Raw genomic sequence first — 26,947 nt, 5'->3', positions numbered from 1 at the left:
TACCGACCGCTGGACCCAGCCATGTCCGTGCTGAATACGATCACGCGCCTGTGGCGCTTCCACGGCGGCCTGCATGTGCCCGAGCACAAGGCCGAATCCAACAGTGCCGCCATCGAGGCACTGCCCCTGCCGGCGCAGCTGGTGCTGCCGCTGCAGCAGCACATCGGTGCGGCGGCGCGTGCCTGCGTGCGCGTTGGCGAGCGGGTACACAAGGGCGATGCGCTGGCACGCGCCGACGGCTACATCAGCGCCGCGCTGCATGCGCCGACCTCAGGCACGGTAGTCGCGATCGAGCCGCGCCCGGTCGCTCATCCGTCCGGCATCCCGGTCTTGTCGGTGGTGCTCGAAAGCGACGGCCGTGACGAATGGGGGCCGAACAGCCTGCCGACGCCGATCGAGGACTACCTGCGCCTCGACCCGGCCTATCTGCGCGAGCGTGTGCGCGAAGCCGGCATCGTCGGTCTCGGCGGTGCGGCCTTCCCCACCGCGGTCAAACTCAACGCCGAAGGCGCGATCCGCGTGCTGGTGCTGAACGCCGCCGAATGCGAGCCCTACATCACCTGCGATGACCGCCTGATGCGCGAGCGGGCGCACGCGGTCATCGGCGGTCTGCTGCTGATGCGCCGCGCCCTTGGCGTCAAGGACTGCATCATCGGCATCGAGGACAATAAACCCGAGGCCGCCGCCGCGCTGCAGGCCGCGCTCGAACAGTTCGCCGACGACGCCGAAGACGTACTGCTGCAGCAGATCCCGACGCTGTATCCGTCCGGCAGCGAACAACAGCTGATCCGCGTGCTGACCGGCGTCGAGATCGGTCGCTCCCGCCGGCCGGTGGACTCCGGCATCCTCTGCCAGAACGTCGCCACCGCGGCCGCCGTGCATGACGCGGTGACCGAAGGCAGACCGCTGATCTCGCGCGTCGTCACCGTCACCGGCAGCGGCATCAGCACGCCACGCAATCTGGAAGTGCTGATCGGCACGCCATTGTCGGCACTGATCGAGTATTGCGGTGGCTACACGCCGCGCGCCGCGCGCCTGATCATCGGCGGGCCGATGATGGGACTGGCGCTGCCGGGTGACGACCTGCCGATCACCAAAGGCATGAACTGCGTGCTGGTCGCCGGCGCTGATGACGTCAGCGCTCCCGAGGAATCGATGCCCTGCATCCGCTGTGGCGAATGCATGAATGCCTGCCCGGCCAACCTGTTGCCGCAGCAGATGTACTGGCATGCCCGGGCCCGCGAGTTCGATAAGGCGCAGCAGGTCAACCTGTTCGACTGCATCGAATGCGGCTGCTGTGCGGCGGTCTGCCCGAGCCATCTGCCGCTGGTGCAGTACTACCGCTTCGCCAAGACCGAAATCTGGGCAGCCGAGCGCGAAAAGAAAAAGGCGGAACAGGCACGCGCGCGTCACGAGTTCCACCTCTACCGCCTGGAACGCGAGGAGGCCGAAAAGGCCGCCCGACTGCAGGCCAAGAAGAGTGCCGCCCAGCAACGCGGCCATGAGGCAGAGACGCCGGCGGCAGATCCGAAACAGGCCGCTATCGCCGCCGCGCTGGCGCGGGCACAGGCAAAGAAAGCCGCCGCGAAAGCCGAAGCCACCGCTGGCGAAAGCAGCAATGAGCTCAGCCCCGAACAGCTCGAAAAACTCGCGGCAGCGCGCGCGCGCGCCGAAGCCAAACGCCTGGCGGCGACACAGACAGCTGGCGAAGCCGCTAATGACGCCACGGCAGCACTGTCACCCGAGCAGCTCGAAAAGCTCGCCGCAGCGCGTGCCCGTGCCGAGGCCAAAAAAGCCGCCAGCGCGCCGGCGCAGGCAAACGCCGACGCGGCACCGGCACTGTCACCTGAACAGCTCGAAAAGCTCGCTGCGGCGCGTGCCCGGGCCGAGGCCAAAAAAGCCGCCAGCGCGCCGGCGCAGGCAAACGCCGACGCGGCACCGGCACTGTCACCTGAACAGCTCGAAAAGCTCGCTGCGGCGCGTGCCCGGGCCGAGGCCAAAAAGGCCGCCAGCGCGCCGGCGCAGGCAAACGCCGACGCGGCACCGGCACTGACACCCGAGCAGCTCGAAAAGCTCGCCGCGGCACGCGCTCGTGCCGAAGCCAAAAAAGCCGCCAGCGCTCCAGCGCAGGCAAACGCCGACGCTGCGCCGGCACTGTCTCCTGAACAGATCGAAAAACTCACCGCAGCCCGCGTCCGCACCGAGGCGAAGAAGGCTGCGCAGGAAGCGCTTGCCGCGGCTACCGCTGCGGTCGCAGCGCTCGACGCCGACGCACAGGAAGAAGCCCCAACGGCCTCTCCCGCTGCTGAGGCGACACCCGCACCACTGACCGAGGAGCAACTCGCCCGCCTCGCCGCGGCCCGTGCCCGCGCTGAGGCGAAGAAAGCCGCGCAGAGCGGCAAGCCGGCATCCTCCGATCAGGAGCAGTGAGTTCGCGATGCAGTTCGCTACTACGACTTCCCCCCACGTCCATCTGGGCAACAGTGTCGGGCGCGTGATGCGCCGCGTCGTCTACGCACTGCTGCCCGGCCTGCTGGCTTTAGTGTGGATCTTCGGGCCCGGCGTACTGGTACAGGCGGCGATCGCCGTCAGTACCGCGCTGGCGGCGGAAGCTCTGATGCTGACGCTGCGCGGCAAGCCGCTCGGCCGTTTTCTCGGTGACTGCAGTGCGCTGGTCACGGCGCTGCTGCTGGCGATCGCGCTGCCACCGCTGGCGCCGTGGTGGATCACCGTGCTCGGCACCGGCTTTGCCATCATCATCGCCAAACACCTGTACGGCGGCCTCGGCTATAACCCGTTCAACCCGGCGATGATCGGTTATGTGGTGCTGCTGACGTCTTTCCCGCGCGAGATGAGCAGCTGGGCTGCGCCGCTGACGCTGCACGGCTCGACGCCGGATCTGGCGACGACGCTGGCGCTGGTGTTCGGTGAGCGCAGCGCCGAAACGCTCGACGCCGTGACCTCGGCCACCGTGCTAGATCTGCTGCGCACGCAGATCGGTCTGGGACACAGTGTCACGGAAGTCCGCAGCAGTCCGGTATTCGGCCTGCTCGGCGCCCGCGGCTGGGAGTGGGTCAATCTCGCCTTTCTTGCTGGCGGGCTGTGGATGTGCCGTCAGCGCACCGCCGCCTGGCAGATTCCGGCGGGCATGCTGGGCGCGCTGGCCGTCATCAGCACGCTGTTCTGGCTGGTCGACGCTGCACGCTTCGCACCGCCGTGGTTCCACCTGTTCAGCGGTGCCGCGATCTTCGGCGCTTTCTTCATCGCCACCGATCCGGTTTCGGCGAGCACCACGCCACGCGGCCGGCTGATCTACGGTGCCGGCATCGGTGTACTGACCTGGGTGATCCGCAGCGTCGGCGGTTTTCCAGACGGCGTGGCCTTCGCCGTGCTGCTGATGAACATCGCGGCACCGACGATCGACCAGTACACACGCCCGCGCGTGTTCGGCGCGAGGGCCTGAGCCATGCGCGAAATCCTGCGTCAGATGGGCCGCAGCGGCATGATCCTCGCCGGCTTCGCAATGGTCAGCGTGCTCGTCGTCGCCGCGACCTATCACGGCACCCGCGAGCGCATCACCCGCGCCCAGCAGCAAGCACTGGCCATGCAGCTCGATACGCTGGTGCCGCCCGCGCGTTACGACAATCAGCCGACGGCAGACACCCTGCAACTGCGCGATGCGGCCTTCGGCAGTGACAGCGAAGGCACTGTTTACCGCGCCCGCAAAGCCGGTCAGCCGGTCGCACTGCTGACGACGATCGTCGCAGCCGATGGCTACGCCGGGCCGATCCAGCTGCTGGTGGCAGTCAACGCCGACGGCCGCCTTGCCGGTGTACGCGTGCTCAGCCACAAGGAAACGCCGGGGCTCGGCGATGCCATCGACATCGAGCGCTCCAACTGGATCAGTCACTTCGACGGCCGCAGTCTCGACGATCCGGCCGAGGCGCAATGGAAAGTGAAGAAAGACGGCGGCGTCTTCGACCAGTTCACCGGCGCCACGATCACACCGCGCGCGGTGGTCAAAGCCGTGCACCGCTTCCTCGAATATGAGCGCGACCACCGCGCCGCGCTCTATGCAGCGGAGAAAACCCGATGAGCACGCCGAGTGTGCGCGAAATCCTCAGCAACGGCCTGTGGCACAACAACACCGGCCTGGTCGCCCTGCTCGGCCTGTGCCCGCTGCTGGCGACCTCCAGTTCGGCGATCAACGGCTTCGGCCTCGGCATGGCGACGGTACTGGTGCTGCTGCTGACCAACACCACGATCTCGGCGATTCGCCAGTACGTGCAGTCGGAAGTGCGCATCCCGGTCTACATCGTCGTCATCGCCTCGGCGGTCACCGCCGTCGAACTGCTGATCCATGCGCTGCTGCCGGAGCTGCACAAGGTGCTCGGCATTTTCATTCCGCTGATCGTCACCAACTGCTGTGTGCTCGGCCGTGCCGAAGCGTTTGCTTCCAAGCAGCGTCCGGCGATTGCTGCGCTCGACGGCCTGGCGACCGGGCTCGGTTTTACGCTGGTACTGACGACGCTCGGCGGGCTGCGCGAGCTGATCGGCCACGGCACGCTGTTCGCCAATGCGAACATCATGTTCGGCGAGGCAGGACGCGCGCTGACGCTGCACGTGCTGGAGGATTACCGCGGTTTCCTGCTGGCGATCCTGCCGCCTGGCGCGTTCATCGGCCTCGGCCTGCTGATCGCCGGCAAGAACCTGCTCGACGCGCGCGCGCGCCAGCGTGGTGCCGCCGTGCCAGTGGTGCAGGCCACGCACTGCGCACCGAGCGCACTGCCCACCCCCTGAGTCACGGGCACGCAGGGCGCGGCGGCACGGATGCGCTACGATAGCGCTCCCCTTGCCAGCCACCGCGCCCGATGACGCCGCAAGCCCGCCACGATTTTTTCGCCCGCCTGCAGGCGGCCGACCCGCACCCGCAAACCGAACTCCGCTACTCGACACCGTTCGAGCTGCTGGTCGCGGTGCTGCTGTCGGCGCAGGCGACCGACAAAGGCGTCAACAAGGCCACGGCCCGGCTGTTCCCGGTCGCCAACACGCCGGCCACGATCCTCGCGCTCGGTGAGGATGAACTGAAGGAACACATCAAAACCATCGGGTTGTTCAACACCAAGGCAGCGAACCTGATGCGCACCTGCGCGCTGCTGATCGAACAGCACGGCGGCGAGGTGCCGCGCACGCGGGAAGCCCTTGAAGCGCTGCCCGGTGTCGGCCGCAAGACGGCCAACGTCATCCTCAATACCGCCTTCGGCCAGCCGACGATGGCCGTCGATACGCACATCTTCCGTGTCGCCAACCGCACCGGTCTGGCTCCCGGCAAAAATGTGCGGGCAGTCGAGGATGCGCTGCTCAAGGCCGTGCCGGCGGAGTTCCTGCTGCATGCGCACCACTGGCTGATCCTGCTCGGTCGCTACACCTGTGTCGCACGCAAACCGCGTTGCGGGGCGTGTCCGGTCAGTGATCTTTGCGAATACCCCGACAAGACCGGAGATGCCTGAATGTTCGGTACCGACCGAGGTCAGCTGCGCCGCTATTACTGCGAGGTCTGGCGCAGGCGACAAGCCGGCGAGACGCTCGAAGCGCTCGAAGCGCTGATCGCTCACGCCATCGAGCAACACCCCGAGTACCAGTCGCTGCTCACCGATCCGGAACGCGCGATCGGCGGCGAATGGACCCCGGAGATGGGCCAGACCAACCCGTTTCTGCACATGGGCATGCACATCGCCATCGCCGAACAGGTGAGCAGTGACCGCCCGGGTGGGCTGCGCGCAGCGTACACCGCACTGTGTGCACGCATCGGCGAGGTGCATGCAGCCGAGCACGCGATGATGGAAGCCCTCGGTGAGGTGCTGTGGGAAGCCCAGCGCTTCGGCACAGCCCCCGACGAGGCCCGCTACCTCGCGCGCATCCGCGACATGGCCGGGCTGCCGGCCGAGGAAGGCAAACCGTGAGTTCGACCCCGGAAGTCCTCGGCGATCTGCTGGCGCGCTGCGCGCTGGCCGACCGCGCTGCCTTCGAAAAGCTGTATCGGCTCTCCAGCCCGCAACTATTCGGCATCGTGCTGCGTATCGTCAGAGACCGCGATATTGCGGCCGATGTGCTGCAGGAGACGTACGTGAAGATCTGGCACCGCGCCGGTGACTTTCGAGCCGACCTGGCGACGCCGATCACCTGGATGGGCTCGATCGCACGCAATCAGGCAATCGACACGCTGCGCCGCGCGGAACACCGCATCACGCAGGCGGACGATGTCGACGAGATGTACGACCTGGCCGACGACAGCGAAGGACCGCAGGACGCCGCCGCCCGCGAGCGCGACGCAGCGGCTCTGCACCGCTGCCTCGAAGAACTGCAGGGGGCACAGCGCACGGCGGTACGCCTGGCCTGGTTCCGCGGCATGACGCATGAAGAACTCGCCGAGCACCTGGATACGCCGCTCGGCACCGTGAAGTCCTGGTTGCGCCGTGGTCTGCTGCGGCTCAAAACCTGCTTGGAGGGCGCATGAACTACCGCGACCCGCAATTGTGCGAACTACTCGCCGGGCAGTACGTGCTCGGCACACTGAGCGCGCGCGCCCGCCGCCGTTTCGAAGGACTGCTGCCGGGCCGCCCCGACCTGCGCCGCCAGGTCGCCGCCTGGGAGCACCGTCTGCCTGAAGTGCTTGGCCAGGCACCCGCCGAGGAGCCGCCAGCGGCCGTCTGGAACAGTCTGAACCGGCGCCTGTTCGCCGAAGCGGCGACGACGCCCGCCAGCGCTCCGCGCGGACTGTTCGAACGCCTGGGCTTCTGGCGCGGCTGGGCGTTTACCTCCAGCCTGCTCGCCAGCGTATTCGCACTGGCACTGCTGCTCGGCAGGGAAACGGAAATCCCCGGCTATGTCACGACACTCGCCAGCATGAAAACCCGCACGCCGATGTGGGTGGTCAGCGCCTCGCCGGAGATGGACCGGCTGTATGTGCGTGCCCTGCTGCCGATGGACGTGCCACACGAGAACGGCTGTCTGCTGTGGATCAAGCCCGAGGGCTCAGACCAGTACTACCTGCTCGGCTCGATCCCCGAGCATGACGGGGCCGACAAAATGCTCAAGATCGACCGCAAGATGCGGCCGATGCTCAAGGGCGAGCTGTACGTCACCGTCGAGCCGGTCGCCAAGGGCATGCCGGAGAAGCCAGCGGTGGCGCCGAGCTTTGCCGGTAACTGGGTGCCGATCAAGATCTGAGCGGCACCCGCGCTCACCCGGCTTCGAACAGGCCGAGCAGATGCACGCCGGCAATCCGCAGCCGGGCATAACGGCCATGCCCGGCAACCTCGGTCGGCGGACAGTGCAGTTCGGCGCCGAGTTCAAGCGCCCGCGACAGGCTCGCCTGCAGTGAGGCGACCTGCACGTACACCACCGTGGACTCGGCAGCGGCATCGCCCTGCAACAGGCCGAAGCAGGTGCCGCCATCCGCCGGCGTGAACTGGCGATAACGACTGCCGAAGCACTCGAAGTCCCAGCCGAACAGCGCCTGCAGCAGGTCTGCGACCCGCGCCGGATCGGGCACACACCACTCGACGTGCGACACCTGTGGCGTCAACGGCATTCAGCCCACCCGCGTACTGAAGATCCAGTGTCCGTTCAGGCACAGCTCCAGACGGTCTCCAGGGGCCAGGGCGGCAACGCCGGCAGGCGTGCCGGTGAGCACGACATCACCCGGCAGCAGGGTGAAATGCCGGCTCATCGCAGCGATCAGATCGGCGATCGGATGCATCATCTGCCCGGTATTGCCGCGCTGACGCACCTCGCCGTTGACGCGCAGCTCGATGTCCGCCGCCTGCGGATTCGGCAGCTGCTCCGGACGCACGAACGGCGACAGCGGACAACTGCCATCAAAGGCCTTGGCGACCTCCCAGGGCTGTCCCTTCTGCTTGAGTCCGTTCTGGACTTCGCGCAGGGTCAGATCGAGCGCCAGCCCGTAACCGGCGATCGCTTCGCGCGCGCCGGCGGCACTGGTGGCGGTCAGCCGGCGCCCGATCAGCACGGCGAGTTCGAGCTCGTGATGCACCGGGCCACTGCGCTCCGGCAGGCGCAGGGGCGCATCGAGGCCGACGATCGCCATCGACGGCTTCATGAACAGCAGCGGTGCTTCAGGCACCGCGTTGCCGAGTTCGTGTATGTGATCGAGGTAATTGCGCCCGATACACACGACCTTGCCGACTGGCAGGTCGATGGTATTGCCGTCCACGTAGCTGTGCCGGTACTCCACCTTCTTCTCCTCGCCCCGCGTCCGGTGCGTTCGCGTTTATCGTTGTCACCGGCACCGTCGCCCCGGCCTTGTGTGTGCTCTTCTTGTGGTCACCCGTCGCTGCTCGCTCCTAAATAGCCGTGTGCAGCGCATTCGGCAACGCATTGCCGTGTGCATTGCATTCTGCAATGTCGGGGACGGCATCGACGCATTGTTTCAGTGCTCATCGCTGACCTGAAGGATGAGTTTTTTTTGAATCGATTCAAACACTATCGCGACATGCCCGGCGACAGCCACCAGGTAGGCTCCCTGCATTTCGCACATGGCATGTTTTTAGCGGAATCCGGCACATGCAACGGTCGACGACCGCTTCACCGGAGAATGCAGTCCCATGAAACTCGATCCCCGCCGTGTCCTGCTCGGCGTTGCTGCTCTGATCAGCGCCGGTCTGGGCTCGGGTCTCGCCTATCTCAACGAGGTATTGCACACCGCGCCAATGCACACCGCGGCGCCGAACCCGCCCCCGGTAGCGGGTACATCCCCCGCGGACACGGCAGATGATCACCGGCAGAGCGACTGGCTGTGCCGAGCCGATTACAGACTGCCGTGGCTCGACGACGATGCCGTGACACTGCAGGTCAGCGCTGCCGATTTCATCGGCGAGGACGGCCAGATCCTCGATCCGCTGGTCATGCTGGAGCCAAACGCTCCGGGCACACCCGATACGGCGGGCACAGCCTCCGCACCCGATCCTTACGACAGACTGTCCGACCATGCCCGCCCCGCTGAGACAGGCAGCCTCGGCAGCCGTCGCCATGCCGGGACCTCGACAGCGAATCTGAACCTCGTCCCCACGGCGTTCAGCTGGCGCCTGAGCCCACAGCCACGCACGGCCACGACCTCCAGCACCAGCGCTCCGGCGGACCGGACAACCCCGGGCCTCGCCTCCACAGAGGGCGGCACCGACAGCAGTACCCGCTCTCCGGCACGGCCGTCCAGCCAGCCACAGGCCACCGCGCCGGCCCGAGACTTCGGCTTTTCCGGCCTCGACCCATTGCTGACACTGATACCCGCGCACAGCCATGCCGCGCCGCGCCCGACGACGAACGGCGAACAGGACATCCCTTCGGCCACGACGCCGAACGCACCGACGCTGACGCAATGGCTGCCGCCCGAGCCGGCATCCCTGATCGACACAGGCGCTAGCAGCCTGGCGCCGAAGGCATCGACCGGCGCTGTGGCGAATACCCCGGTTCCCTCCCCGAATGTCATCGCCCTGCTCGGCGTTGCTCCGCTGCTGCTGATAGGAGCACGACTGCGGAGGTGACAGGGGCGCATCGGACGTGCAGCATGACGGGCTCCATGCCGAGGTCGACCATGCCCTTCATCGCACTGCCCGCCGGCACACTTCATGTCCGCGAGGCCGGCAACGGCCCACGCGTGCTGCTGCTGATCCACGGCAACTGCGCGTCCTCGCGCTGGTGGAACAATCTGCTCTGCTCGCCACCGGAAGGGCTGCGCCTGCTGGCGCCGGATCTGCGCGGCTGCGGTGAATCGATGCGCCCGGGCAGCGGCTACGACGTCGCTACACTGGCCACCGACCTGCATGCCGTGCTCGATGCCTGCGGCGTTGAATGCTGCGACATTGTCGGGCATTCACTTGGCGGCGCAGTCGCTTTACAGATGGCTCTGGATGCTCCGCAGCGTTGTCGCAGCCTGCTGCTGGCAACACCGGCACCAGCGGATGGCATGCCGCTGCAGGCGCCCTTCTCCTGGCTTGGCGCCGAACGGACCGCACAGCTGTTTCCCAATATCGCCTTGAACCGCACGGTCCTGACCCGGGCCCTGCCGCGTGTCGCCCCGGGGCTGCATGACCCGGCCGCACTTGCCGAACTGCTCGACGACGCCCTGGCGTGCGAGCATGCGGCGGTGGCGGGCTTCACCGCCTCGCTGATGGCTTTCAACGTCATTGAGCTGCTGCACAGCCTGACTTGCCCGACACTGCTGCTGGCTGGCGCACTGGACCCCCTGGTCCCGCCACTGCAGTTGCAGGCCACCACCACGGCACTGCCGCACAGTCACTTGCTGATATGGCCGGACTGCGGCCACGCACCGCAGCTCGAACACTCGCAGCGCTTCATCAGCCTGCTGACACGCTGGCTCGCCGACCCCGCCGCGGTGCTGAACGAAGCACCGCTAGAATGGCCTTTCGTCGAACCGACGGACCCCGGTCTGCTCAGACGGCTGCGTCAGTGGGTCGGACTGGATTGACCGGCTCACGGCGTACCTGCCACAACACCTGACCGGCGCTGTCGATCAGCCCATGGCGTAACAGCCAGTCGCGGGCATCCGCCGCGTCTTCGTTGAACCAGGCCCGCGCCGAACCGAGCCGGAAGCTGTATCCCCAAGCATCCATGTCGGCGAGCGCGCGCTCGAAACCGAATCCCGGCAGGTAAGCGGCCAGCAGCAGCTGCAGATAGCAGGTGGCGCACTCTTCCGGTTCGTCGCCGCCGGCATCGGTGTGCAGAGCCGCGCGACGCTCATCATCCATGCAGATCCAGTGACACGCCTCGTGCAGTGCGGAATGCACCGGCGTATCAGCACGCAGATACAACCGGTCACCGATCAGACCGGCTTCGCGATCACCGAACCAGCTGCCCGGGATCACCTCGCCGTCGGTGACACATTCGATACGCAAACCGAAACGATCAAGCAATACACTCAGCGCGAAAAAGCCGATATCAGCACAATTGAGCACACTCGCTTCAGCAGATGACACGATCCGGGCAACTCGTCGACAACCGAAAACAGGCATTGTCCACGCTGGCGGTAGCGCATGCGAGCAATCAACGCGCCGACGCCATGCCGACCAACCACAGCGAGCCCCGTGACGCCGTGCCTTAGCTCAAGGACGGCTCTGCGCACTCGGCGTAAACGTCAGCCGGCGATGACGAAACGTCGTGGAGCATGGCAAAAGACTTGTCCGCTCAAGAATGGCGATGCAAGCAGCCCTGCACAAAAATGTACGCATCGACCTGCTCACTTTGGATCATCGGCTTCATTTCAGCCTGGTGTACTTGTCTGCTAGGCGACAGACGTGATCGGGTTCACTGCTGCGGCGCAACAACTTTCGGCATACTGGCAATGAGACACAACGCACTGATTAACAAGATTTTTATAGACAAACCCAAAACATGCAATACGCCCCTAATATTGGGGCATGCAAATTACGGCATGCTGATTGCATTAAATTTCAGTTAAAGCCCCCAAGAACACGGCACTTTTTGCATACTCAATTTCGCTTGGTGATATTGCGAGCTGTGGTGCGCCAACCTTCCAGAACACTCTTTCACTTGCGTCGACAAACTTGTCGTAAGCATGCTTACATCGAGTGCACTTGGAAACACGCACGAAAAGACAGAGTCATTCTGCCAAGCACGCACGCATTCCGGAGGGATACGATATGAATGCCATGCTGGACATCGACAGCCGCTCACTGCATGCCTTGAGTGGTTTCGTGCGTGACGTCGATCTCAGCGATCCTCTGCGCCGACAGAGAATCGGCTACGATCCGCGCGCTTATCTGATCGCCCATCTGGCGGACGCCGCCTTCATGCCCTGCCGTAAGGACGATGCCGTATTACTCGAAATCGGCAGCATTGCACTGCTGCTGCATCCGCGCAGCAACCGCTTCTGGCTGAGCTGCGGAGAAGACGAATTGCGCCGGCTGAGCCTGATGCCGATGGAAATCAGCACCAAGATGCGCATGCTGCATTTCGTCGGCGCACCGGAGGCTTTCATGCGCCGCCACCCCACGGTGCACAGTGATTCAATCGATCATCTGCTGGCGAGCGTGGCGTTGCGCTGCGCGCGCGGCCGCCTGCCCTTCGATGTCGACCCGCAGGCCGAGCTGCACCTGACGGCATGGCCGAACCTGACCCGCCTGCCGCTGACGCCGGGGGCACTGCGCATGGCCATGCTGTGGCGCCGGCAGCGCGGCATCAGCATTGCCGAGACCAGCGTGCTGCTCGACCTGCCGCAGCGCCATGTGTTCTCGTTCTATAACGTGTGCGCCGCGCTGCGACTCGTCACCGTCGTCACGGGCGAACCACGCAACCACGCGCAGCCGACCAGCCAGGCGCCCAAAAAGCCCGCAGCCAACGCTCGCGAACGCGGCCTGCTGCGGCGCTTGCTCGGCACACTCGACGCCTTCCTGCACCACTGATCCGTGGGGTCCTCCGATGCGCCAGTTCAAGCTCGTCATCGCCGGCTCACCGGGCTCCGGGAAAACCACCGCCATCCACACCCTGTGCGGTGATGCCGCTGTCCACACCGAGGCCGGGACGCGTACCGACTACGGCCCCGACAAATCGACGATCACCGTTGCCCTCGACTACGGCACGCTCGATCTCGGTGGCGGCGACCGTCTGCATCTGTACGGCACGCCCGGTCAGGAACGCTTCGACTTCATGTGGGACATCCTGCTGCACGGCAGCCTCGGTGTTGCCCTGCTGATCGACAACAGCACACCAGACCCCCTGGCCGATCTGCGACGTTTCGTCGAGGCGTTCACCGTCGCCCGCTCAGGGCACACCTTCGTCGTCGGTGTCACCCACACCGACCAGGCACCGCAGCCAACCATCGAGGAATACCGCAAGATCCTCGCCGCAACCACGCAGGACCCGCCGATCTTCGAGATCGACGCCCGCCGCGTGGAGGATGTCTCGATGCTGCTGATGGCACTGCTCTACGACATCGACAGTGATCTGCTGACCGCTGCTTCACGGGCACGTGCCAACGACAGCGCGTCCGCCAGCACGCGCGAATCGGTCGCCGTCCGCCACTGGGTAAACAGCGACGCCGCCTCCGGGTAAGCATTGCGCAGGTACGACAGCCACAGCTTGAGCCGGCCCGGTGCGTGCCGCGGCGCCATGATCGCCCGCACCGCAGCGAAGTAATTCTCGACATATCCAAGCAGCTGCGCCCAGTCGAGGCGCGGCGCTGGGCTGCCCGTCCGCGCCGCCAGGATCGCGAGTGCGAGATCGGGCCGGGTCACCAGACCGCGCCCCAGCATCAGATCGTGACAGCCGCCGATCTCGCGGCAGCGCTGTGCATCACCGACGCTCCAGATCTCGCCGTTACCAATGACGTTGACCGGCACCGCGTCGCGAATGCGGGCGATCCATTCCCAGTAGGCCGGCGGTCGGTAGCCATCGACTTTGGTCCGCGCATGCACGGTGATTTCCTCGGCACCGCCATTGGCCAGCGCCTGCGCACAGTCGATCGCCAGCGTGGTATCGCCCAGGCCCAGGCGCATCTTCGCGGTGACCGGCACCGCGGGCGGCACGGCGGTACGCACCGCCGCGACGATGCGGTACAACAGCGTCGGCTCGCCGAGTAACGCAGCCCCACCGCGATGACGATTGACCGTCGGTGCCGGACAGCCGAAGTTCAGATCGATGCCGGGCGCACCCAGCGACGCGACACGCGCCGCGTTATCCGCGAGGCATTCGGCATCGCTGCCGAGCAGCTGCACCCGCACCGGCACTCCCGCCGGCGTGCAGCCGCCATGATTGAGCTCGGGAACCCGCCGCAGCCAGGCCGCGCGCGGCAACAGCGTGTCGGTAATGCGCACGAACTCGGTGACGCAGGTGTCGACACCACCGATGCGGGTCAGCACGTCGCGCAGCAGAGCGTCGGCCAGCCCTTCCATCGGCGCGAGCCACAGACGTCCGCGCGCATGCGGCGCGATGCACGCGGCCCCCATCCTCAGTGCTGCTCGATCAGTTCAATCTGATAGCCGTCGGGGTCGACGATGAAAGCGATCACCGTACGTCCGTTCGGCGCCTTGCCCGGTCCCCAGCTGAAACGCTGGCCGTGCGCGGCGAGCTGCCCGGCGAAAGCGTCCATCGACTCGACCTGCAGGGCGATGTGGCCGTAACCCTTGCCCAGGTCGTAGGAGGCCACGCCCCAGTTGTAGGTCAGTTCGAGCATCGGCCCGCCGTCGGCGTCACCCGGCGCCCGCAGGAAGGCCAGCGTGAACTCGCCTTCCGGGTAATCGTTGCGCGACACCAGTGAGAAGCCGAGCACGTCGGTGTAGAAATTGATCGAACGATCGAGATCGCCGACCCGGATCATCGTATGCAGGTAACGCATGCTGACTGACCTCCGCTCACGGAAGAAATGAAAAGGGCGCGCCGCGGCGCGCCCCGATGCGTGGAACTTCGACCGCTCAGACGCGGCCCTTGTTCGCCGCGATGCGCATGCGCAGCGCATTGAGCTTGATGAAGCCCTCGGCATCCTTCTGGTTGTAGGCGCCACCGTCATCCTCGAAGGTGGCGATGGTCGAATCGAACAGCGAGTCCTCGGACTTGCGCCCGGCGACGATGACGTTGCCCTTGTAGAGCTTGAGGCGCACGACGCCGTTCACCGGCGCCTGCGAGGCATCGATCATCGTCTGCATCATCTTGCGCTCCGGCGACCACCAGTAGCCGTTGTAGATCATGCTGGCGTAGCGCGGCATCAGCTCGTCCTTGAGGTGCGCGACCTCGCGGTCGAGGCAGATCGACTCGATCGCACGATGCGCCTTGAGCATGATCGTGCCGCCGGGGGTTTCATAGCAGCCGCGTGACTTCATGCCGACGTAGCGATTCTCGACCAGGTCGAGGCGGCCGATGCCGTTGGCACCGCCGATCTGATTGAGCGTGGCGAGCACGGTCGCCGGACTCATCTCGACGCCGTCGATGGCGACGATGTCACCACAGCGGTACGTCAGCTCGATGTAGGTCGGGACATCCGGAGCCGTTTCCGGCGACACGGTCCAGCGCCACATGTCTTCCTCGGCCTCGGCCCACGGATTTTCGAGGACCTGGCCTTCATAGGAAATGTGCAGCAGGTTGGCATCCATCGAGTACGGCGACTTCTTGCCGTAGCGATCGACCGGAATGTTGTGCTTGTCGGCGTAGGCGAGCAGCGTTTCGCGCGAGGTCAGATCCCACTCGCGCCACGGCGCGATGACTTTGACACCGGGCTTGAGCGCATAGGCGCCGAGCTCGAAGCGGACCTGATCGTTACCCTTGCCGGTCGCACCGTGCGAAACCGCATCGGCGCCGGTTGCGTTGGCGATCTCGACCAGGCGCTTGGCGATCAGCGGCCGGGCGATCGAGGTGCCGAGCAGGTACTCGCCTTCGTAGATGGTGTTGGCACGGAACATCGGGAAGACGAAGTCGCGCACGAACTCCTCGCGCAGGTCGTCGATGTAGATTTCCTTGACGCCCATCGCCTGGGCCTTGGCACGCGCCGGTTCGAGCTCCTCACCCTGACCGAGGTCGGCAGTGAAGGTCACCACCTCGCAACCATACGTTTCGACCAGCCACTTCAGGATCACCGAAGTGTCCAGTCCGCCGGAATAGGCCAGTACGACCTTTTTGACGTCAGACATGAGATTCCTCAACAAACGCGCGGGCATTACGAAGATGCGCCGCCGCCCGGCGGCGCGCAAAGGCGAAAGCTTACCCCTTGGCCAAAGCAGGTCAAGGCAGCCCTACAACCAGCCGCTGCGCCGCAGCCGACGATAAAGCCAGCCACAGGCGGCGAACGTCGCACCGACCACCAGCGGATAGCCGAAGGGCCAGTGCAGTTCCGGCATGCGTTCGAAGTTCATGCCGTACAGACCGAAGATCACCGTCGGCACGGCCAGAATCGCCGCCCAGCCGGCCAGTGCCTTGGTGACCTCGTTCTGGCGCACCGACGCCAGCGCCAGACTGACCTGCAGCACCGTCGCCAGCATCTCGCGCATGGTGTCGAGCGTGTCATTGATGCGCTTGAGGTGATCGAGCACGTCGCGGAAGTACGGCCGTACCGCATCCGGCACATGCGTCACCCTGAGCGAAATCAGGTCGGTACAGACGTCGATCAGCGGCAGCACGGCACGGCGGAACGTCACCAGCTCGCGCTTGAGTTCATAGATTTCCTGTGTCGAATCACGATCGGCGCCGCCGGCGAAGATGTCCGTCTCCAGATCGTCGAGGCGGTCTTCGTAATCGCTGAGCACCGGGAAGTAGTTGTCGACGACGAAATCCATCAGCGTATACAGCGCAAAGCTCGGACCGTGGGCGAGCAGCTGCGGCTGCCGCTCACAGCCCAGGCGCGCCGGCCGATAGGTCTGCGACGCGCCGTGACGCACCGAGACCAGATAGTTGCGGCCGACGAAGACATGCGTCTCGCCGTAGACCGCGGTTTCCGCAGACTCATCCCAGCGCGCGGTGCGCAGCACGACGAACAGCGAGTCGCCGTAGATTTCCATCTTCGGCCGCTGATGCGCCTTGTGCGCATCCTCGACGGCGAGATCGTGCAGACCGAAGCGCGCCTGCACCTCGGCGAGCAGGGCTTCGTCAGGTTCGTAAAGGCCAAGCCAGACGAAGCTGTCCTCGCGCTGCAAAGCGTAGGGAATCTCGTCGAGCGTGATGTCGCCGATCCGCCGCCCTTCGGCATAGGCCGCGCAGACGACGATGCCGACACGTTCTTCAGTCGGAGCCATGTTCTTCATTCCCGCTCTGGGGCCGGGGCCGGCCCTCGTTATACTGGCGGGTCCCGAGTGAATGCCCTGCGAACCGCTGGAGCCCGCCCATGCGTCTGACCCTGACCCGCCCCGATGACTGGCACCTGCACGTGCGCGACGGCGCCGCCCTCAAGGTGGTCGTACCGCACACGGCCCGCCAGTTCGGCCGGGCGATCATCATGCCGAATCTGCGCCCGCCGGTAACGACCGTGGCACAGGCGCTGGCCTATCGCGAGCGCATCCTCGCCGCGCTGCCGGCCGGCACCCCCTTCGATCCGCTGATGACGCTGTACCTGACCGACCGCATCGAGGCCGCGGAAATTGCCGTGGCGCGCGCCAGCGGCCACGTCGTCGCCTGCAAGCTTTACCCGGCCGGCGCGACGACCAACTCCGACGCCGGCGTCACCGACGTGCGCAAGATCTACCCGGTGCTGGAGGCAATGCAGCGCGAAGGGCTGCTGCTGCTGGTACACGGCGAAGTCACCGACCCGGCCGTCGATATTTTCGACCGCGAAGCCGTATTCATCGAGCGGGTGCTGACACCGCTGCTGCGCGACTTCCCGGCGCTGAAAGTGGTGATGGAACACATCACGACACGCGATGCGGCACAGTTCGTCACGGCCGCTGGCCCCAACGTCGGCGCGACGATCACCGCCCACCACCTGCTCTACAACCGCAACGCGATCTTCCAGGGCGGCATCCGCCCTCATTATTACTGTCTGCCGATTCTCAAGCGCGAAAGCCATCGCGAAGCGCTGGTCGCAGCCGCCACCAGCGGCCATCCGCGCTTTTTCCTCGGCACCGACAGTGCGCCGCATGCACGCCATGCCAAGGAAACCGCCTGCGGCTGCGCCGGCTGCTACACCGCCTCGCATGCGCTGGAGCTGTACGCCGAAGCCTTTGCCGCCGCCGGTGCGCTCGACCGGCTCGAAGCCTTCGCCAGCTTCCATGGCGCCGATTTCTACGGCCTGCCGCGCAACAGCGACACGCTGACGCTGGAAGCCGGTGAGGTGCAGGTGCCGGCTCAGTTCGCCTATGCCGACGACGATGCCCTGGTACCGCTGCGCGCCGGCGAAACCGTAGGCTGGCGTCTGCTCGACTGAAGCCACTGCAGACAGACACCTCCGTCCCCCTGACCGGGGCGGAGGTGTCATGGCGGCCATTGGCGGCTTACTGGTCGATCGCGACGGTATCGAGCCAGGAACGGATCGCCCACAGAGCTTCCTGCGACAGCGGACCGTCGGGCTCGGCAAACTTCGGCATATAGACCGCGCCGTTACGCACGGCACCGTTACGCACGCGCTCCTGGAACCACTCGTCGCCCAGCGAGCCTTTGTCGAGCTTGCGCAGGTCCGGCGCGATACCGCCGGAGATCGCGTCAATGCCATGGCAACGCGCGCAGTTCGCCGCAAAGGCGTGCTTGCCGATCTCGATCGCCGTCGGATTGCCGCGGTAGGGATTCTCGTCCCGCCATTCCGGCCCGAGCGGATCGAGACCCGTCGTATCAACGGCATGCGGCACGACGTCGCCATGGGCGAACACCGCCGGAGAAGCCAGCAGCGCCGCCAGCAGGGTACTCACACCGATCGTCATCTTCATCATCGCACTGCTCTCCTCCGGTCTCCGGGGTTGTCAATTTATGGTGTGCTGGCCCTCAGCAAGCGCCATGCCACCAGCTCATTGAGCACAGTTAAGCCAATGACAAAGATCAATTTTTATCGAAAATAACTCGTCTTCGGCGCAGTAATCGCTGAATCCCACACCGGCGCCGCCGCGCGGCGTGTGACAGTAACGACACGCGATGTAACGCCGTTGCTGTCATCATGCTGCACATTAAGCAAAGCCTTTTCGCAGGCTGACAAATCTGCAGTTAGACTGAAGGGCAAGATCCGGCATGAACCGGATCGCCATCCAATAAAAGCAAGCCGGCGTCGTGACTTGCAGCGCGCGATCCGCCGAGGAGGAGAAGCATGTTGGACCGAGCGGCGTCCCAACACGCATCAAGAGTCATGTCGATCGCGCGTGACCACGCGCACAAGGGTGAGCGCCTGCCTGACGCAGCGATCGCCCGCTCGTGGACACGGTGTATCGATGGTTACGGTCTCGACCCCACACTCAACCGACGCCCCCTGGTCGTCGAGCGGACCATGCTGGAAAGTCGCCAGGAACACCTGCGCGACCTGATCGACATCGCACGCGTGGAGATGGACAGCCTCTACCAGCAGATCGCTGGCTCGGGCAGCGCCATCCTGCTCAGCGACGCCGATGGTGTAATCCTCAACTGCGTCACCAGTCCCAACCTCGCGCGCATGTTCCAGGGGGCCGGCCTGTGGCTCGGCGCCAACTGGAGCGAGCAGCACGAGGGCACCAACGGCATCGGTACCTGCGTCGTCGAACGCCAGCCGGTGACCGTGCATCGCGACGAGCATTTCCTCTCCAGCCACATTGGTCTGGCCTGTTCGGCGGCGCCGATCTTCGATGCCCACGGCAAACTGCTGGCAGTGCTCGACGCGTCCAGCGTCAACTCGCGCGACTCCAAGCAAAGCCAGTTCCACGCCCTGGCGCTGGCGACGATGTCAGCGAAAACCATCGAGAACTGCTGTTTCCAGCGCCAGTTCTCGCAGTCCTGGGTGCTGCGCTTCCACACCCGGCCGGAGTTCGTCGGCCTGCTGTCAGAGGGCCTGCTGGCCTTCGATGGCGGCGGTCGCATCCTCGCCGGCAACCAGAGTGCGCTGAACCAGTTCGGCCAGATCAGCCGCGAAGAACTGATCCAGCTGAAGGTCTCCGACATCTTCGACCTGAGCCTCGACGTGCTGATGGGACGCTCCAGCCAGCAGACCAACGGTGGCGTCTGGCCGCTGCTCGACCGCCGCGGACACGGCTACTTCGCGATGCTGCGCGCGCCAGATGTGTACAACGTCACGCCGATCAGCGTGGCGCGGCGCACTGCGCCGAGCCGCAGCCCGCTGCAGACCGGCGGCCGAGCCGCGGCCTGCCTCGACGTCACGCCGCCACGCATGGATCTCAGCGGCCTGGCGGGCGGCGATGCGGCGATGGCGTTCAACGTGCGCTGCGCGCAGAAGGTCGCCAACCGCAACGTCACCATTCTGCTCAACGGCGAAACCGGTACCGGCAAAGAGGCATTCGCCAAGGCAATCCATGAGGCGAGCGACCGCGCCGACAAGGCTTTCGTTGCCATCAACTGCGCCTCGATCCCCGAGAACCTGATCGAGAGCGAGCTGTTCGGCTACAAGCACGGCGCCTTCACCGGCGCGCGGCGTGAAGGCATGCGCGGCAAGATCCTGCAGGCGCACGGCGGCACGCTGTTCCTCGACGAAATCGGCGATATGCCGCCGCATCTGCAGACGCGCCTGCTGCGTGTGCTCGAAGAGCGCGAAGTCGTGCCGCTCGGCGGCGAGACGCCGATTCCGGTCGATCTGCACGTCGTCAGCGCGACGCACCGCAATCTGCAGGAGCTGGTCGCCGCCGGCAGCTTCCGCGAGGATCTGTTCTACCGCCTCAACGGTCTGGTGCTGACACTGCCGGCGCTGCGCCAGCGTCAGGATCTGCGCGAAGTCATCCGCCGGGTGCTGGCAGCGGAAGCCGACGGCCAGACGGTACGCCTGTCCGAAGAGGCCCATGCCGCCCTGCTCGGCTACGCCTGGCCGGGTAATATCCGCCAGCTGCGCAACATCCTGCGCACGGCCTCGGCCCTGTGTGAGGACGGTATCGTGCAGCTGGACGATCTGCCCGCCGAAATCGCCGGTCGGACGCAGCCGGCCATGTCCGTGCCCCCGCGCCTGGCACTGGCCTGTGAAGCGGCCGTACCGATGTCCCTGGCCAGCGGCGCCGACATCGACGCTGGCGAATCCAGCGCCCTGCTCAGCGCCGAGAAGACCGCCCTGCTGCGTGAACTCGAACAGCACCGCTGGAACATGACCAACACCGCGCGAGATCTCGGCCTGTCACGCAACACGCTGTACCGCAAGCTGAAGAAGCACGGCATCACACCGCCAACACTGAGCTGAACCTTCATGGCCTGGAATGCCATGTGGCTTTAAATGCATGTGTCAACGCCGGCACACCGGCGTTGACACATTGCGTATGTGGCGGCGCAGCATGTCCCGAACAGATTCGAGCAAAAACAAAAAATTCATTTATATTCAATAACATAAATACATGGCATCGAATCTGCTAAATCCTTTTTGCCGGATGTTGTGGTACTGCGAGTCAGCCATCTCCCCCTTTCGGGCTGCCCCGCCGACCTCGTGCTCGACATCAGGCACCTCCTCCTTTGTACCCGCGATCGGGATGCTTGAGGCGGCTTGATGCCGCCTCTCTTTTTTTGTGCCGGCCAGCCGCTGTCTCCCTCGTCTCCGTGCTGACACACTCTGTCCCAGAAATACCCTGGCGAGTCCTGCAGAAACGCAGCCTTCATCTATTTTTAGATATAAATCATTAGGTTAAAAAATAAATCCGAGTGGCACGGGTCATGCTCTAATCAGCAGACGGCACAACGCCGGATTCGACCCACCAGAAACGGAGGAGAAAAACAGATGCAGTGGTCCAAGCCTGAGTTCACCGAGATGCGTTTCGGCTTCGAAGTCACGATGTACATCTCGAATCGCTGAAAGCGCTTCACGACGCCGGACCGCCAGGTCCGGCGTTGTCACATACGGGGCCAACGCAGCCCTGTACACCAGCAGAGCGCGGTCCACCGTGCCAGCGGATACCACCACCCATGCACATACATGTACTCGGCTCGGGCGCCGGCGGCGGCTTCCCGCAGTGGAATTGCAACTGCGCCAATTGCGCCGGGCTGCGCGCCGGCACGCTGAAGGCCACGCCGCGCACGCAGTCCTCGATCACCGTCAGCGCCGACGGCGTCAACTGGGTCCTGTTCAACGCCTCGCCGGACATCCGCGCGCAGCTCGCGTCGTTCGCCCCGTTGCAGCCGAACCGCGCGATCCGCGACACCGGCATCTGTGCCGTACTGCTCATCGACAGCCAGATCGACCACGCCACCGGCCTGTTGATGCTGCGTGAAGGCAAGCGTCTGCCGGTGTATTGCACGGCGCCGGCCCAGCAGGACCTGAGCACCGGCCTGCCGCTGCTCAAGGTGCTGGAGCACTACTGCGGTACCGACTGGCACGAGCTGCCGCTCGACGGCGCAGCCTTCACCATTCCCGGCGCCGAGGGGCTGCTGTTTCGCACCGTGGCCCTGGCCAGCAAGGCGCCGCCGTATTCCCCGCACCGCCACGATCCGCACCCCGGCGACAACATCGGCGTGTTCATCGAGGACCAGCGCAGCGGCGGCACGCTGTTCTACGCGCCCGGCCTCGGCGAGATCGAAGCACACCTCAAGCCGTACCTGGAGCGTGCCGACTGCCTGCTGGTCGACGGCACGTTCTGGACCGCCGACGAGATGATCCGCGCCGGCATCAATCACAAGTTTGCCCAGGAGATGGGTCATCTGCCGCAGAGCGGCGATGACGGCATGATCGCCGCCCTGGCGCCGTACCGCGGCCGCAAGGTGCTGATCCACATCAACAACACCAACCCGATCCTGGTCGAGGACGGCGCCGAGCGCGCCGCGCTGAGCGCCCACGGCATCGAAGTCGCCTTTGACGGTATGGATATCGAACTATGACCGACACCCGCGCCTGGACCCCCGAGGAATTCGAAGCCCGCCTGCGTGCGCTCGGCAGCCTCTACCACATCCACCATCCCTACCACACGCGCATGCACGCCGGTGAACTGAGCCGCGAGCAGATCCAGGGCTGGGTGGCGAACCGCTTCTATTACCAGATCTCGATCCCGCGCAAAGACGCCGCGGTGCTGGCCAACTGCCCGGACCGCGAAGTGCGCCGGCGCTGGATCCAGCGCATCGTCGACCACGATGGCGACGAACATGCCGAAGGCGGCATCGAGGCCTGGATCCGGCTCGGCATGGCCTGCGGCCTGAGCCGCGAGCAGATCGTTTCGCAGGAGCTGGTGCTGCCCGGCGTGCGCTTCGCGGTCGACGCCTACATCAATTTCGCGCGCTCATCGAGCTGGCAGGAGGCCGCCTGCTCCTCGCTGACCGAGCTGTTCGCACCGACGATCCACCGCCAGCGCATCGACAACTGGCCGGACCGCTATCCGTGGATCGAGGCCGACGGCCTGCAGTACTTCCGCAACCGCCTGTCGCAGGCGCACCGCGACGTGCAGCACGGCCTGGCGATCACGCTGGAGCACTTCCGCACGCGCGAGCAGCAGGAACACGCGCTGAGCATCCTGCGCTTCAAGCTCGACGTGCTGTGGAGCCTGTGCGATGCGCTGTGGATGGCCTATGTCGAAGGCAAGCCGCCGTACTTCTGCTGCGAGCGCCCGGCATGAGCGCCGTGCGCATCGCCCCCGGCTACCGCCTGCAATGGGAGCCGGCACAGGACTGCCACGTGCTGCTCTACCCCGAAGGCATGGTCAAGCTCAGCGCCTCGGCGGCGATGATCCTTGAGCTGTGCGATGGCGTGCGCGATGCCGACGCCATCGTCGCCGCGCTGCTGCAGCGCTTCCCCGAGGCCGATCTCACCGCCGACGTGCACGAATTCCTGGAGGTCGCCCATGAGCGCGGCTGGCTGCGCACCGTCTAAACCGCTCTGGCTGCTCGCCGAGCTGACTTACGCCTGTCCGCTGCAGTGCCCGTACTGCTCGAACCCGCTGGACTTTCACCGCTACAAGGACGAGCTCGACACCGAGACCTGGAAGCGGGTGCTGCGCGAAGCGCGGGCGATGGGCGCGGCACAGCTCGGCCTCTCCGGTGGTGAGCCGGCGACCCGCCAGGATCTCGAAGAACTGGTCGCCGAGGCGCGCCGGCTCGGCTTCTACACCAACCTGATCACCTCCGGCATCGGTCTCGACGTCGAGCGCATCGAGCGCCTGCGCGAGGCCGGGCTCGACCACATCCAGGTGAGCTTTCAGGGCAGCAGCGAGGAGATCAACGATCACCTCGCCGGCACCGAGGCCTTCCGCCACAAGCAGGCGATCGCCCGCGCGGTCAAGGCCGCCGGCTACCCGATGGTGCTGTGCTTCGTCCTGCACCGCGACAACATCGACTCGATGGACGCCGTGCTGACGCTGGCCAGCGAGCTGCAGGCCGACTACGTCGAGCTGGCGACCACGCAGTATTACGGCTGGGCCTGGGCCAACCGCGACCGCCTGCTGCCGAGCCGCGAACAGCTGCAGCGCGGCGAAGCGATCGCCCACGCCTGGCAGGAGCGGATGAAGGGGCGCATGAAGATCTACTACGTCGTCCCCGACTACTACGAGACCCGGCCGAAAGCCTGCATGAACGGCTGGGGCAAGGTCTTCCTCACCATCGCCCCCGACGGCACCGCCCTGCCCTGCCACTCGGCGCGCGAACTGCCCGGCCTGAGCTTTCCCAACGTGCGCGAGCACGCGCTGGACTGGATCTGGAGCGAGTCACCGGGCTTCAGGCGCTTTCGCGGCTTTGACTGGATGAAAGAGCCGTGCCGCTCCTGCGACGAGAAGGAAAAGGATTTCGGCGGCTGCCGCTGCCAGGCCTATCTGCTGACTGGCGATGCCGAGAATGCCGACCCGGTCTGCGACAAATCTCCGCATCACGATCGCGTGCTCGCCGCCATCGAACAGGCGGCAGCCACTCCGGCCGAAAAACCGCTGGTCTTCCGCAATCCGCGCAATGCCAAACGGATTTCCTCAACAACTGTTCACGAAACAGCACCGGCCGCACCGCGCGCAAATGATCCAGGTCAGCCGGAGCGCTCGCAGACGTAGGCTAGGCTAGAGGCGTCGTCGGCAAAGGACGATTAACGACGATGCCGGTTGTGCCACTGCCAACCGCCCACAGCCCACACGGTACCGCCAAAGCCTATGAGCATCCCGAACTACATCGAATGGACCGACGATCTGTCGGTCGGCATCCAGGAAATCGACGAGCAGCACAAGTATCTGGTGCAGCTGGTCAATGAACTGAATGCCCAACTGCTGACGCAGGGCAATCAGCGCGACATCATCGAGGAAGCGTTGGATCGCCTGATGCGTTACACGGAAACCCACTTCGTCGTCGAGGAAAGCCTGATGCGCATCCTCGGCTACCCGGACTATGAGCCCCACAAGCAGCACCACGAAGACCTGCTGCGCATGGCTCACGACTTCCGTGAGCAGCTGCGCCACGACGGCAAGATCTCACGCATCGAGCTGATGGAATTCCTGCACAAGTGGCTGACGCACCACATCCTCAAGGAAGACACGCAGTATTCCGAGCATTTCCTCAGCCGCGGCGCGCAACGCTCCTGGCTGAAGGGAGCCTGGCTCAAGAAATTCTGGAAGTAAGCCAGCGCCCGCCTGTCACCGGCTGACGCCGGCGCAGCGGCGGGCTGCCTGCGAGCTGCCGGTGCAGGCGATCGGCAGCCTCCACCCAGGCCTCAAGCATCGTCGGCTCACTGAGCAGGTGGCCGGTACGCGGCAGGCTGATCATCTCCGACTGTGGCCACACCGCCCCCAGTGCCTGCGACTGCGTAATCGGACAGACACGATCCTGCTCGCCGTGCAGGATGATGCCCGGAATACCATTCAGGCGATGCGCATTGGCGAGAATGCGGTTATCGACGATGAAGCAGGCATGGTGCAGATAATGCGCGGCGATACGCGCCTGGGCGATCGCATGCAGCGCATCGGTCGCTGACTTCGGCGTATCCGGTGGCAGTGTCCAGGTGGCAACCGTGCTGTCCCAGGCGCGCCAGGCCAGCGCCGCGGCGGCGGCAGTCTCCGGGTCGTCACTGCACAGCCGGCGGTAGTAGCCGCCGATCAGATCGTTGCGCTCACCGGCATGGAGATGGGAAACGAACTGGCGCCAGGCCTGCGGAAACCGCAGGGCCACGCCATCGCTGCGATAGAACCAGTTGATGTCGCGCGCACGCGCGAGAAACGTACCGCGCAGCAGCAGCGCGGCGGTGCTGTCGGGAAACGCCTCGGCGTACAGCAGCGCGAGCGTCGCCCCCCAGGAACCGCCGGCCACCAGCCAGCGCTCGATGCCGAGCGAAAAGCGGATACGCTCCAAGTCACCGAGCAGATCGGCCGTGGTGTTGTTGGCAATATGGCCGAGCGGGCGCGAACGACCGGTACCGCGCTGATCGTAGAGCACGATACGCCAGCACTGCGGATCGAACAGGCGCCGCTGCAGCGGGCCGCAGCCCGAGCCGGGGCCGCCGTGCAGGAACACCACCGGCAGGCCATGCGGCGAGCCGCATTCCTCGACGTGCAGGACATGACCCTCGCCAACGGCGAGGGCATGGACGGCATAAGGTTCGATAGGCGGGTACAGGCAGTCCATTCCCGCGCGGGCACGGCGCACCAGCGCCGCCCCCGCCCTCCGGACATCAGTTGTTGGGCAGATAATTGCCGACACCGATGACAATGTCACCCACCCGTTTCACGTGCGAGACCTTCTTCTGCACCTTGTTCACCGAACGGTTCAGCCACATGTACTCGACGTCACCACCGGCCGGCGATTTGTTGGCCACTTCGAGGATGCGCGGGCCGACCGGATTGCCGGCGGCATCGGCCGCCATGATCGGCTTGCCGATCAGACGCGAGTCGGCACCGCTGGCCAGGTAGTTGCCCTTCTCGTCGAGCGCGAACACGTACAGGTCGTTGCGCACGAACGGTCCGGGGTTCTTGCTGAACTCGGCCAGCGCGGCCTCCTGCCCCTTCTCCTGAATATAGGTCTCGGCATCCTTGAGCAGGGTACGGGCCTCCTTCTCGGTGCTCCACGCATGCGCAGCGGAGACCATGCTGAACGCGAGCACAGTGCTCGTCATCAGCGCGGACAGGAATTTCACAGCCTTCATCTTCTCACTCCTCCACTCTTCCATCGTTCAAGACAGACGAACCACACGGGGCGAATCGCTTTTACAAAACCCCGGTCCCGACACCGTCATGACGTCCGCAGCGGACATCATGGTGAACTTGCCGAAACCCGCGTTGACCTAAAGCAATGAGCGCGCCACGCAATACAACACAATGATTTAAAATGAATTGTTCACTCGCCACGCGGATCTGTGCTGAGCCCTGTCACGGTTTCGGGACGATGACGGCACAGGCTGCGCGATGCGAAAGACAGCTGCACCCGG

Annotated in this window: 29 protein-coding genes and 1 pseudogene; 20 read left to right on the top strand and 10 right to left on the bottom strand. The window is 65.3% G+C overall.

Going from position 1 to position 26,947, the window contains the following annotated elements:
* Positions 1-21: 21 nt before the first annotated feature.
* The 8 genes from rsxC (at position 22) to C7443_RS13515 (ending at position 7,230) form a co-directional block, all read left to right on the top strand.
* Positions 22-2,430 carry an electron transport complex subunit RsxC gene (gene rsxC / locus C7443_RS13550; RefSeq protein ID WP_110019143.1) on the top strand — a complete coding sequence of 803 codons (2,409 nt, stop codon included), beginning with the start codon at positions 22-24 and terminating at the stop codon, positions 2,428-2,430.
* A gap of 7 nt (positions 2,431-2,437) precedes the next feature.
* Positions 2,438-3,463, top strand: a complete 1,026-nt coding sequence (gene rsxD, locus C7443_RS13545; RefSeq protein ID WP_110019142.1) for an electron transport complex subunit RsxD — start codon at positions 2,438-2,440, stop codon at positions 3,461-3,463.
* Between the two features lie 3 nt (positions 3,464-3,466).
* Positions 3,467-4,096 (top strand): electron transport complex subunit RsxG, encoded by a 630-nt coding sequence (gene rsxG / locus C7443_RS13540; protein ID WP_110019141.1) that lies wholly within the window; start codon positions 3,467-3,469, stop codon positions 4,094-4,096.
* Positions 4,093-4,800 carry an electron transport complex subunit E gene (locus C7443_RS13535; protein ID WP_110019140.1) on the top strand — a complete coding sequence of 236 codons (708 nt, stop codon included), beginning with the start codon at positions 4,093-4,095 and terminating at the stop codon, positions 4,798-4,800. Before rsxG ends, C7443_RS13535 begins: the two co-directional genes overlap by 4 nt.
* Positions 4,801-4,871: 71 nt before the next feature.
* Positions 4,872-5,510, top strand: a complete 639-nt coding sequence (gene nth / locus C7443_RS13530; protein ID WP_110019139.1) for an endonuclease III — start codon at positions 4,872-4,874, stop codon at positions 5,508-5,510.
* On the top strand, positions 5,511-5,963 hold the full coding sequence (locus C7443_RS13525; RefSeq protein WP_110019138.1) for a DUF1841 family protein: 453 nt from the start codon (positions 5,511-5,513) through the stop codon (positions 5,961-5,963). It abuts the gene before it with no gap.
* Complete coding sequence (locus C7443_RS13520; protein ID WP_170123614.1) at positions 5,960-6,517, top strand: sigma-70 family RNA polymerase sigma factor; 558 nt, start codon at positions 5,960-5,962, stop codon at positions 6,515-6,517. The genes C7443_RS13525 and C7443_RS13520 overlap by 4 nt, the downstream gene beginning before the upstream one ends.
* On the top strand, positions 6,514-7,230 hold the full coding sequence (locus C7443_RS13515; protein ID WP_110019136.1) for an anti-sigma factor: 717 nt from the start codon (positions 6,514-6,516) through the stop codon (positions 7,228-7,230). Before C7443_RS13520 ends, C7443_RS13515 begins: the two co-directional genes overlap by 4 nt.
* 13 nt (positions 7,231-7,243) lie before the next feature.
* On the opposite strand, the gene C7443_RS13510 is transcribed toward C7443_RS13515, so the two are convergent.
* Positions 7,244-7,594, bottom strand: coding sequence for a VOC family protein (locus tag C7443_RS13510; protein WP_110019135.1), 351 nt, complete (start codon positions 7,592-7,594; stop codon positions 7,244-7,246).
* Entirely contained in the window at positions 7,595-8,257 is a 663-nt protein-coding gene (locus C7443_RS13505) for a fumarylacetoacetate hydrolase family protein (protein WP_110019134.1), read from the bottom strand.
* A 370-nt stretch (positions 8,258-8,627) separates the two neighbouring features.
* Here C7443_RS13505 and C7443_RS19925 point away from each other — a divergent pair, with 370 nt between their 5' ends.
* Both C7443_RS19925 and C7443_RS13490 read left to right on the top strand, forming a co-directional pair.
* Positions 8,628-9,563 carry a hypothetical protein gene (locus C7443_RS19925; protein ID WP_146213308.1) on the top strand — a complete coding sequence of 312 codons (936 nt, stop codon included), beginning with the start codon at positions 8,628-8,630 and terminating at the stop codon, positions 9,561-9,563.
* A 50-nt stretch (positions 9,564-9,613) separates the two neighbouring features.
* The gene (locus C7443_RS13490) at positions 9,614-10,507 is read left to right on the top strand and encodes an alpha/beta fold hydrolase (protein WP_170123613.1); all 894 of its coding nucleotides are present in this window, start codon (positions 9,614-9,616) and stop codon (positions 10,505-10,507) included.
* Here the strand turns inward: C7443_RS13490 and C7443_RS13485 are convergent.
* Positions 10,473-11,051, bottom strand: a complete 579-nt coding sequence (locus C7443_RS13485; RefSeq protein WP_425467087.1) for a hypothetical protein — start codon at positions 11,049-11,051, stop codon at positions 10,473-10,475. The genes C7443_RS13490 and C7443_RS13485 overlap by 35 nt on opposite strands.
* Before the next feature lie 648 nt (positions 11,052-11,699).
* On the opposite strand from C7443_RS13485, the gene C7443_RS13480 reads away from it, so the two are divergent.
* On the top strand, positions 11,700-12,461 hold the full coding sequence (locus C7443_RS13480) for a hypothetical protein (protein WP_110019129.1): 762 nt from the start codon (positions 11,700-11,702) through the stop codon (positions 12,459-12,461).
* Positions 12,462-12,477: 16 nt separating this feature from the next.
* A pseudogene (locus tag C7443_RS20420) lies at positions 12,478-12,858 on the top strand (GTP-binding protein); the annotation flags it as partial.
* Between the two features lie 125 nt (positions 12,859-12,983).
* On the opposite strand, the gene C7443_RS13470 reads toward C7443_RS20420, so the two are convergent.
* The 4 genes from C7443_RS13470 to corA form a co-directional block, all read right to left on the bottom strand.
* On the bottom strand, positions 12,984-14,003 hold the full coding sequence (locus C7443_RS13470) for a tRNA dihydrouridine synthase (RefSeq protein ID WP_110019127.1): 1,020 nt from the start codon (positions 14,001-14,003) through the stop codon (positions 12,984-12,986).
* Between the two features lie 2 nt (positions 14,004-14,005).
* Positions 14,006-14,392, bottom strand: a complete 387-nt coding sequence (gene gloA / locus C7443_RS13465) for a lactoylglutathione lyase (protein WP_110019126.1) — start codon at positions 14,390-14,392, stop codon at positions 14,006-14,008.
* A gap of 76 nt (positions 14,393-14,468) precedes the next feature.
* Positions 14,469-15,677 (bottom strand): argininosuccinate synthase, encoded by a 1,209-nt coding sequence (locus C7443_RS13460; protein ID WP_110019125.1) that lies wholly within the window; start codon positions 15,675-15,677, stop codon positions 14,469-14,471.
* A 102-nt stretch (positions 15,678-15,779) separates the two neighbouring features.
* Positions 15,780-16,775 carry a magnesium/cobalt transporter CorA gene (corA, locus tag C7443_RS13455; RefSeq protein WP_110019124.1) on the bottom strand — a complete coding sequence of 332 codons (996 nt, stop codon included), beginning with the start codon at positions 16,773-16,775 and terminating at the stop codon, positions 15,780-15,782.
* 89 nt (positions 16,776-16,864) lie between these two features.
* On the opposite strand from corA, the gene pyrC reads away from it, so the two are divergent.
* On the top strand, positions 16,865-17,899 hold the full coding sequence (pyrC, locus tag C7443_RS13450; protein WP_110019123.1) for a dihydroorotase: 1,035 nt from the start codon (positions 16,865-16,867) through the stop codon (positions 17,897-17,899).
* Between the two features lie 67 nt (positions 17,900-17,966).
* Here pyrC and pedF read toward each other — a convergent pair whose 3' ends face one another.
* Positions 17,967-18,395, bottom strand: coding sequence for a cytochrome c-550 PedF (gene pedF, locus C7443_RS13445; RefSeq protein WP_425467090.1), 429 nt, complete (start codon positions 18,393-18,395; stop codon positions 17,967-17,969).
* Positions 18,396-18,766: 371 nt separating this feature from the next.
* On the opposite strand from pedF, the gene C7443_RS13440 reads away from it, so the two are divergent.
* The 7 genes from C7443_RS13440 (at position 18,767) to C7443_RS13410 (ending at position 25,148) form a co-directional block, all read left to right on the top strand.
* Positions 18,767-20,824, top strand: coding sequence for a sigma-54-dependent Fis family transcriptional regulator (locus C7443_RS13440; protein WP_110019121.1), 2,058 nt, complete (start codon positions 18,767-18,769; stop codon positions 20,822-20,824).
* Between the two features lie 528 nt (positions 20,825-21,352).
* Complete coding sequence (gene pqqA, locus C7443_RS20535) at positions 21,353-21,427, top strand: pyrroloquinoline quinone precursor peptide PqqA (RefSeq protein ID WP_110019187.1); 75 nt, start codon at positions 21,353-21,355, stop codon at positions 21,425-21,427.
* A 110-nt stretch (positions 21,428-21,537) separates the two neighbouring features.
* Complete coding sequence (pqqB, locus tag C7443_RS13430) at positions 21,538-22,446, top strand: pyrroloquinoline quinone biosynthesis protein PqqB (RefSeq protein WP_110019120.1); 909 nt, start codon at positions 21,538-21,540, stop codon at positions 22,444-22,446.
* A complete protein-coding gene (gene pqqC / locus C7443_RS13425) occupies positions 22,443-23,174 on the top strand; it encodes a pyrroloquinoline-quinone synthase PqqC (protein WP_110019119.1) in 732 nt (243 codons plus the stop codon). Before pqqB ends, pqqC begins: the two co-directional genes overlap by 4 nt.
* A complete protein-coding gene (pqqD, locus tag C7443_RS13420) occupies positions 23,171-23,428 on the top strand; it encodes a pyrroloquinoline quinone biosynthesis peptide chaperone PqqD (RefSeq protein WP_110019118.1) in 258 nt (85 codons plus the stop codon). Before pqqC ends, pqqD begins: the two co-directional genes overlap by 4 nt.
* Positions 23,400-24,590, top strand: a complete 1,191-nt coding sequence (gene pqqE / locus C7443_RS13415) for a pyrroloquinoline quinone biosynthesis protein PqqE (RefSeq protein ID WP_110019117.1) — start codon at positions 23,400-23,402, stop codon at positions 24,588-24,590. Before pqqD ends, pqqE begins: the two co-directional genes overlap by 29 nt.
* Positions 24,591-24,686: 96 nt before the next feature.
* The gene (locus C7443_RS13410) at positions 24,687-25,148 is read left to right on the top strand and encodes a bacteriohemerythrin (RefSeq protein ID WP_110019116.1); all 462 of its coding nucleotides are present in this window, start codon (positions 24,687-24,689) and stop codon (positions 25,146-25,148) included.
* Here C7443_RS13410 and pip read toward each other — a convergent pair.
* Both pip and C7443_RS13400 read right to left on the bottom strand, forming a co-directional pair.
* Complete coding sequence (gene pip / locus C7443_RS13405) at positions 25,129-26,169, bottom strand: prolyl aminopeptidase (RefSeq protein WP_146213307.1); 1,041 nt, start codon at positions 26,167-26,169, stop codon at positions 25,129-25,131. The two genes, C7443_RS13410 and pip, sit on opposite strands and share 20 nt — an antisense overlap.
* Positions 26,170-26,194: 25 nt before the next feature.
* Entirely contained in the window at positions 26,195-26,665 is a 471-nt protein-coding gene (locus C7443_RS13400; protein WP_170123612.1) for a cache domain-containing protein, read from the bottom strand.
* Between the last annotated feature and the right edge of the window lie 282 nt (positions 26,666-26,947).

It is taken from the genome of Plasticicumulans acidivorans (assembly GCF_003182095.1).
GTDB classification, from domain to species: domain Bacteria; phylum Pseudomonadota; class Gammaproteobacteria; order Competibacterales; family Competibacteraceae; genus Plasticicumulans; species Plasticicumulans acidivorans.
The sequence above is the reverse complement of the archived record's forward strand: the minus strand, read 5'-3'. Positions and strand labels throughout refer to the sequence as shown.

Excerpts from the sequence above, each read along its gene's own strand:
- pqqE (WP_110019117.1), top strand. The coding sequence starts at position 23,400 with ATGAGCGCGGCTGGCTGCGCACCGTCTAAACCGCTCTGGCTGCTCGCC.
- corA (WP_110019124.1), bottom strand. The coding sequence starts at position 16,775 with ATGGCTCCGACTGAAGAACGTGTCGGCATCGTCGTCTGCGCGGCCTAT.
- pedF (WP_425467090.1), bottom strand. The coding sequence starts at position 18,395 with ATGAAGATGACGATCGGTGTGAGTACCCTGCTGGCGGCGCTGCTGGCT.
- rsxD (WP_110019142.1), top strand. The coding sequence starts at position 2,438 with ATGCAGTTCGCTACTACGACTTCCCCCCACGTCCATCTGGGCAACAGT.
- C7443_RS13525 (WP_110019138.1), top strand. The coding sequence starts at position 5,511 with ATGTTCGGTACCGACCGAGGTCAGCTGCGCCGCTATTACTGCGAGGTC.
- gloA (WP_110019126.1), bottom strand. The coding sequence starts at position 14,392 with ATGCGTTACCTGCATACGATGATCCGGGTCGGCGATCTCGATCGTTCG.
- pqqC (WP_110019119.1), top strand. The coding sequence starts at position 22,443 with ATGACCGACACCCGCGCCTGGACCCCCGAGGAATTCGAAGCCCGCCTG.
- rsxC (WP_110019143.1), top strand. The coding sequence starts at position 22 with ATGTCCGTGCTGAATACGATCACGCGCCTGTGGCGCTTCCACGGCGGC.
- C7443_RS13535 (WP_110019140.1), top strand. The coding sequence starts at position 4,093 with ATGAGCACGCCGAGTGTGCGCGAAATCCTCAGCAACGGCCTGTGGCAC.
- C7443_RS13460 (WP_110019125.1), bottom strand. The coding sequence starts at position 15,677 with ATGTCTGACGTCAAAAAGGTCGTACTGGCCTATTCCGGCGGACTGGAC.
- pqqB (WP_110019120.1), top strand. The coding sequence starts at position 21,538 with ATGCACATACATGTACTCGGCTCGGGCGCCGGCGGCGGCTTCCCGCAG.
- pqqD (WP_110019118.1), top strand. The coding sequence starts at position 23,171 with ATGAGCGCCGTGCGCATCGCCCCCGGCTACCGCCTGCAATGGGAGCCG.
- C7443_RS13480 (WP_110019129.1), top strand. The coding sequence starts at position 11,700 with ATGAATGCCATGCTGGACATCGACAGCCGCTCACTGCATGCCTTGAGT.
- C7443_RS13440 (WP_110019121.1), top strand. The coding sequence starts at position 18,767 with ATGTTGGACCGAGCGGCGTCCCAACACGCATCAAGAGTCATGTCGATC.
- C7443_RS13410 (WP_110019116.1), top strand. The coding sequence starts at position 24,687 with ATGAGCATCCCGAACTACATCGAATGGACCGACGATCTGTCGGTCGGC.
- C7443_RS13510 (WP_110019135.1), bottom strand. The coding sequence starts at position 7,594 with ATGCCGTTGACGCCACAGGTGTCGCACGTCGAGTGGTGTGTGCCCGAT.
- C7443_RS13400 (WP_170123612.1), bottom strand. The coding sequence starts at position 26,665 with ATGAAGGCTGTGAAATTCCTGTCCGCGCTGATGACGAGCACTGTGCTC.
- C7443_RS19925 (WP_146213308.1), top strand. The coding sequence starts at position 8,628 with ATGAAACTCGATCCCCGCCGTGTCCTGCTCGGCGTTGCTGCTCTGATC.
- C7443_RS13515 (WP_110019136.1), top strand. The coding sequence starts at position 6,514 with ATGAACTACCGCGACCCGCAATTGTGCGAACTACTCGCCGGGCAGTAC.
- C7443_RS13490 (WP_170123613.1), top strand. The coding sequence starts at position 9,614 with ATGCCCTTCATCGCACTGCCCGCCGGCACACTTCATGTCCGCGAGGCC.
- rsxG (WP_110019141.1), top strand. The coding sequence starts at position 3,467 with ATGCGCGAAATCCTGCGTCAGATGGGCCGCAGCGGCATGATCCTCGCC.
- C7443_RS13485 (WP_425467087.1), bottom strand. The coding sequence starts at position 11,051 with ATGCCTGTTTTCGGTTGTCGACGAGTTGCCCGGATCGTGTCATCTGCT.
- C7443_RS13470 (WP_110019127.1), bottom strand. The coding sequence starts at position 14,003 with ATGGGGGCCGCGTGCATCGCGCCGCATGCGCGCGGACGTCTGTGGCTC.
- nth (WP_110019139.1), top strand. The coding sequence starts at position 4,872 with ATGACGCCGCAAGCCCGCCACGATTTTTTCGCCCGCCTGCAGGCGGCC.
- pyrC (WP_110019123.1), top strand. The coding sequence starts at position 16,865 with ATGCGTCTGACCCTGACCCGCCCCGATGACTGGCACCTGCACGTGCGC.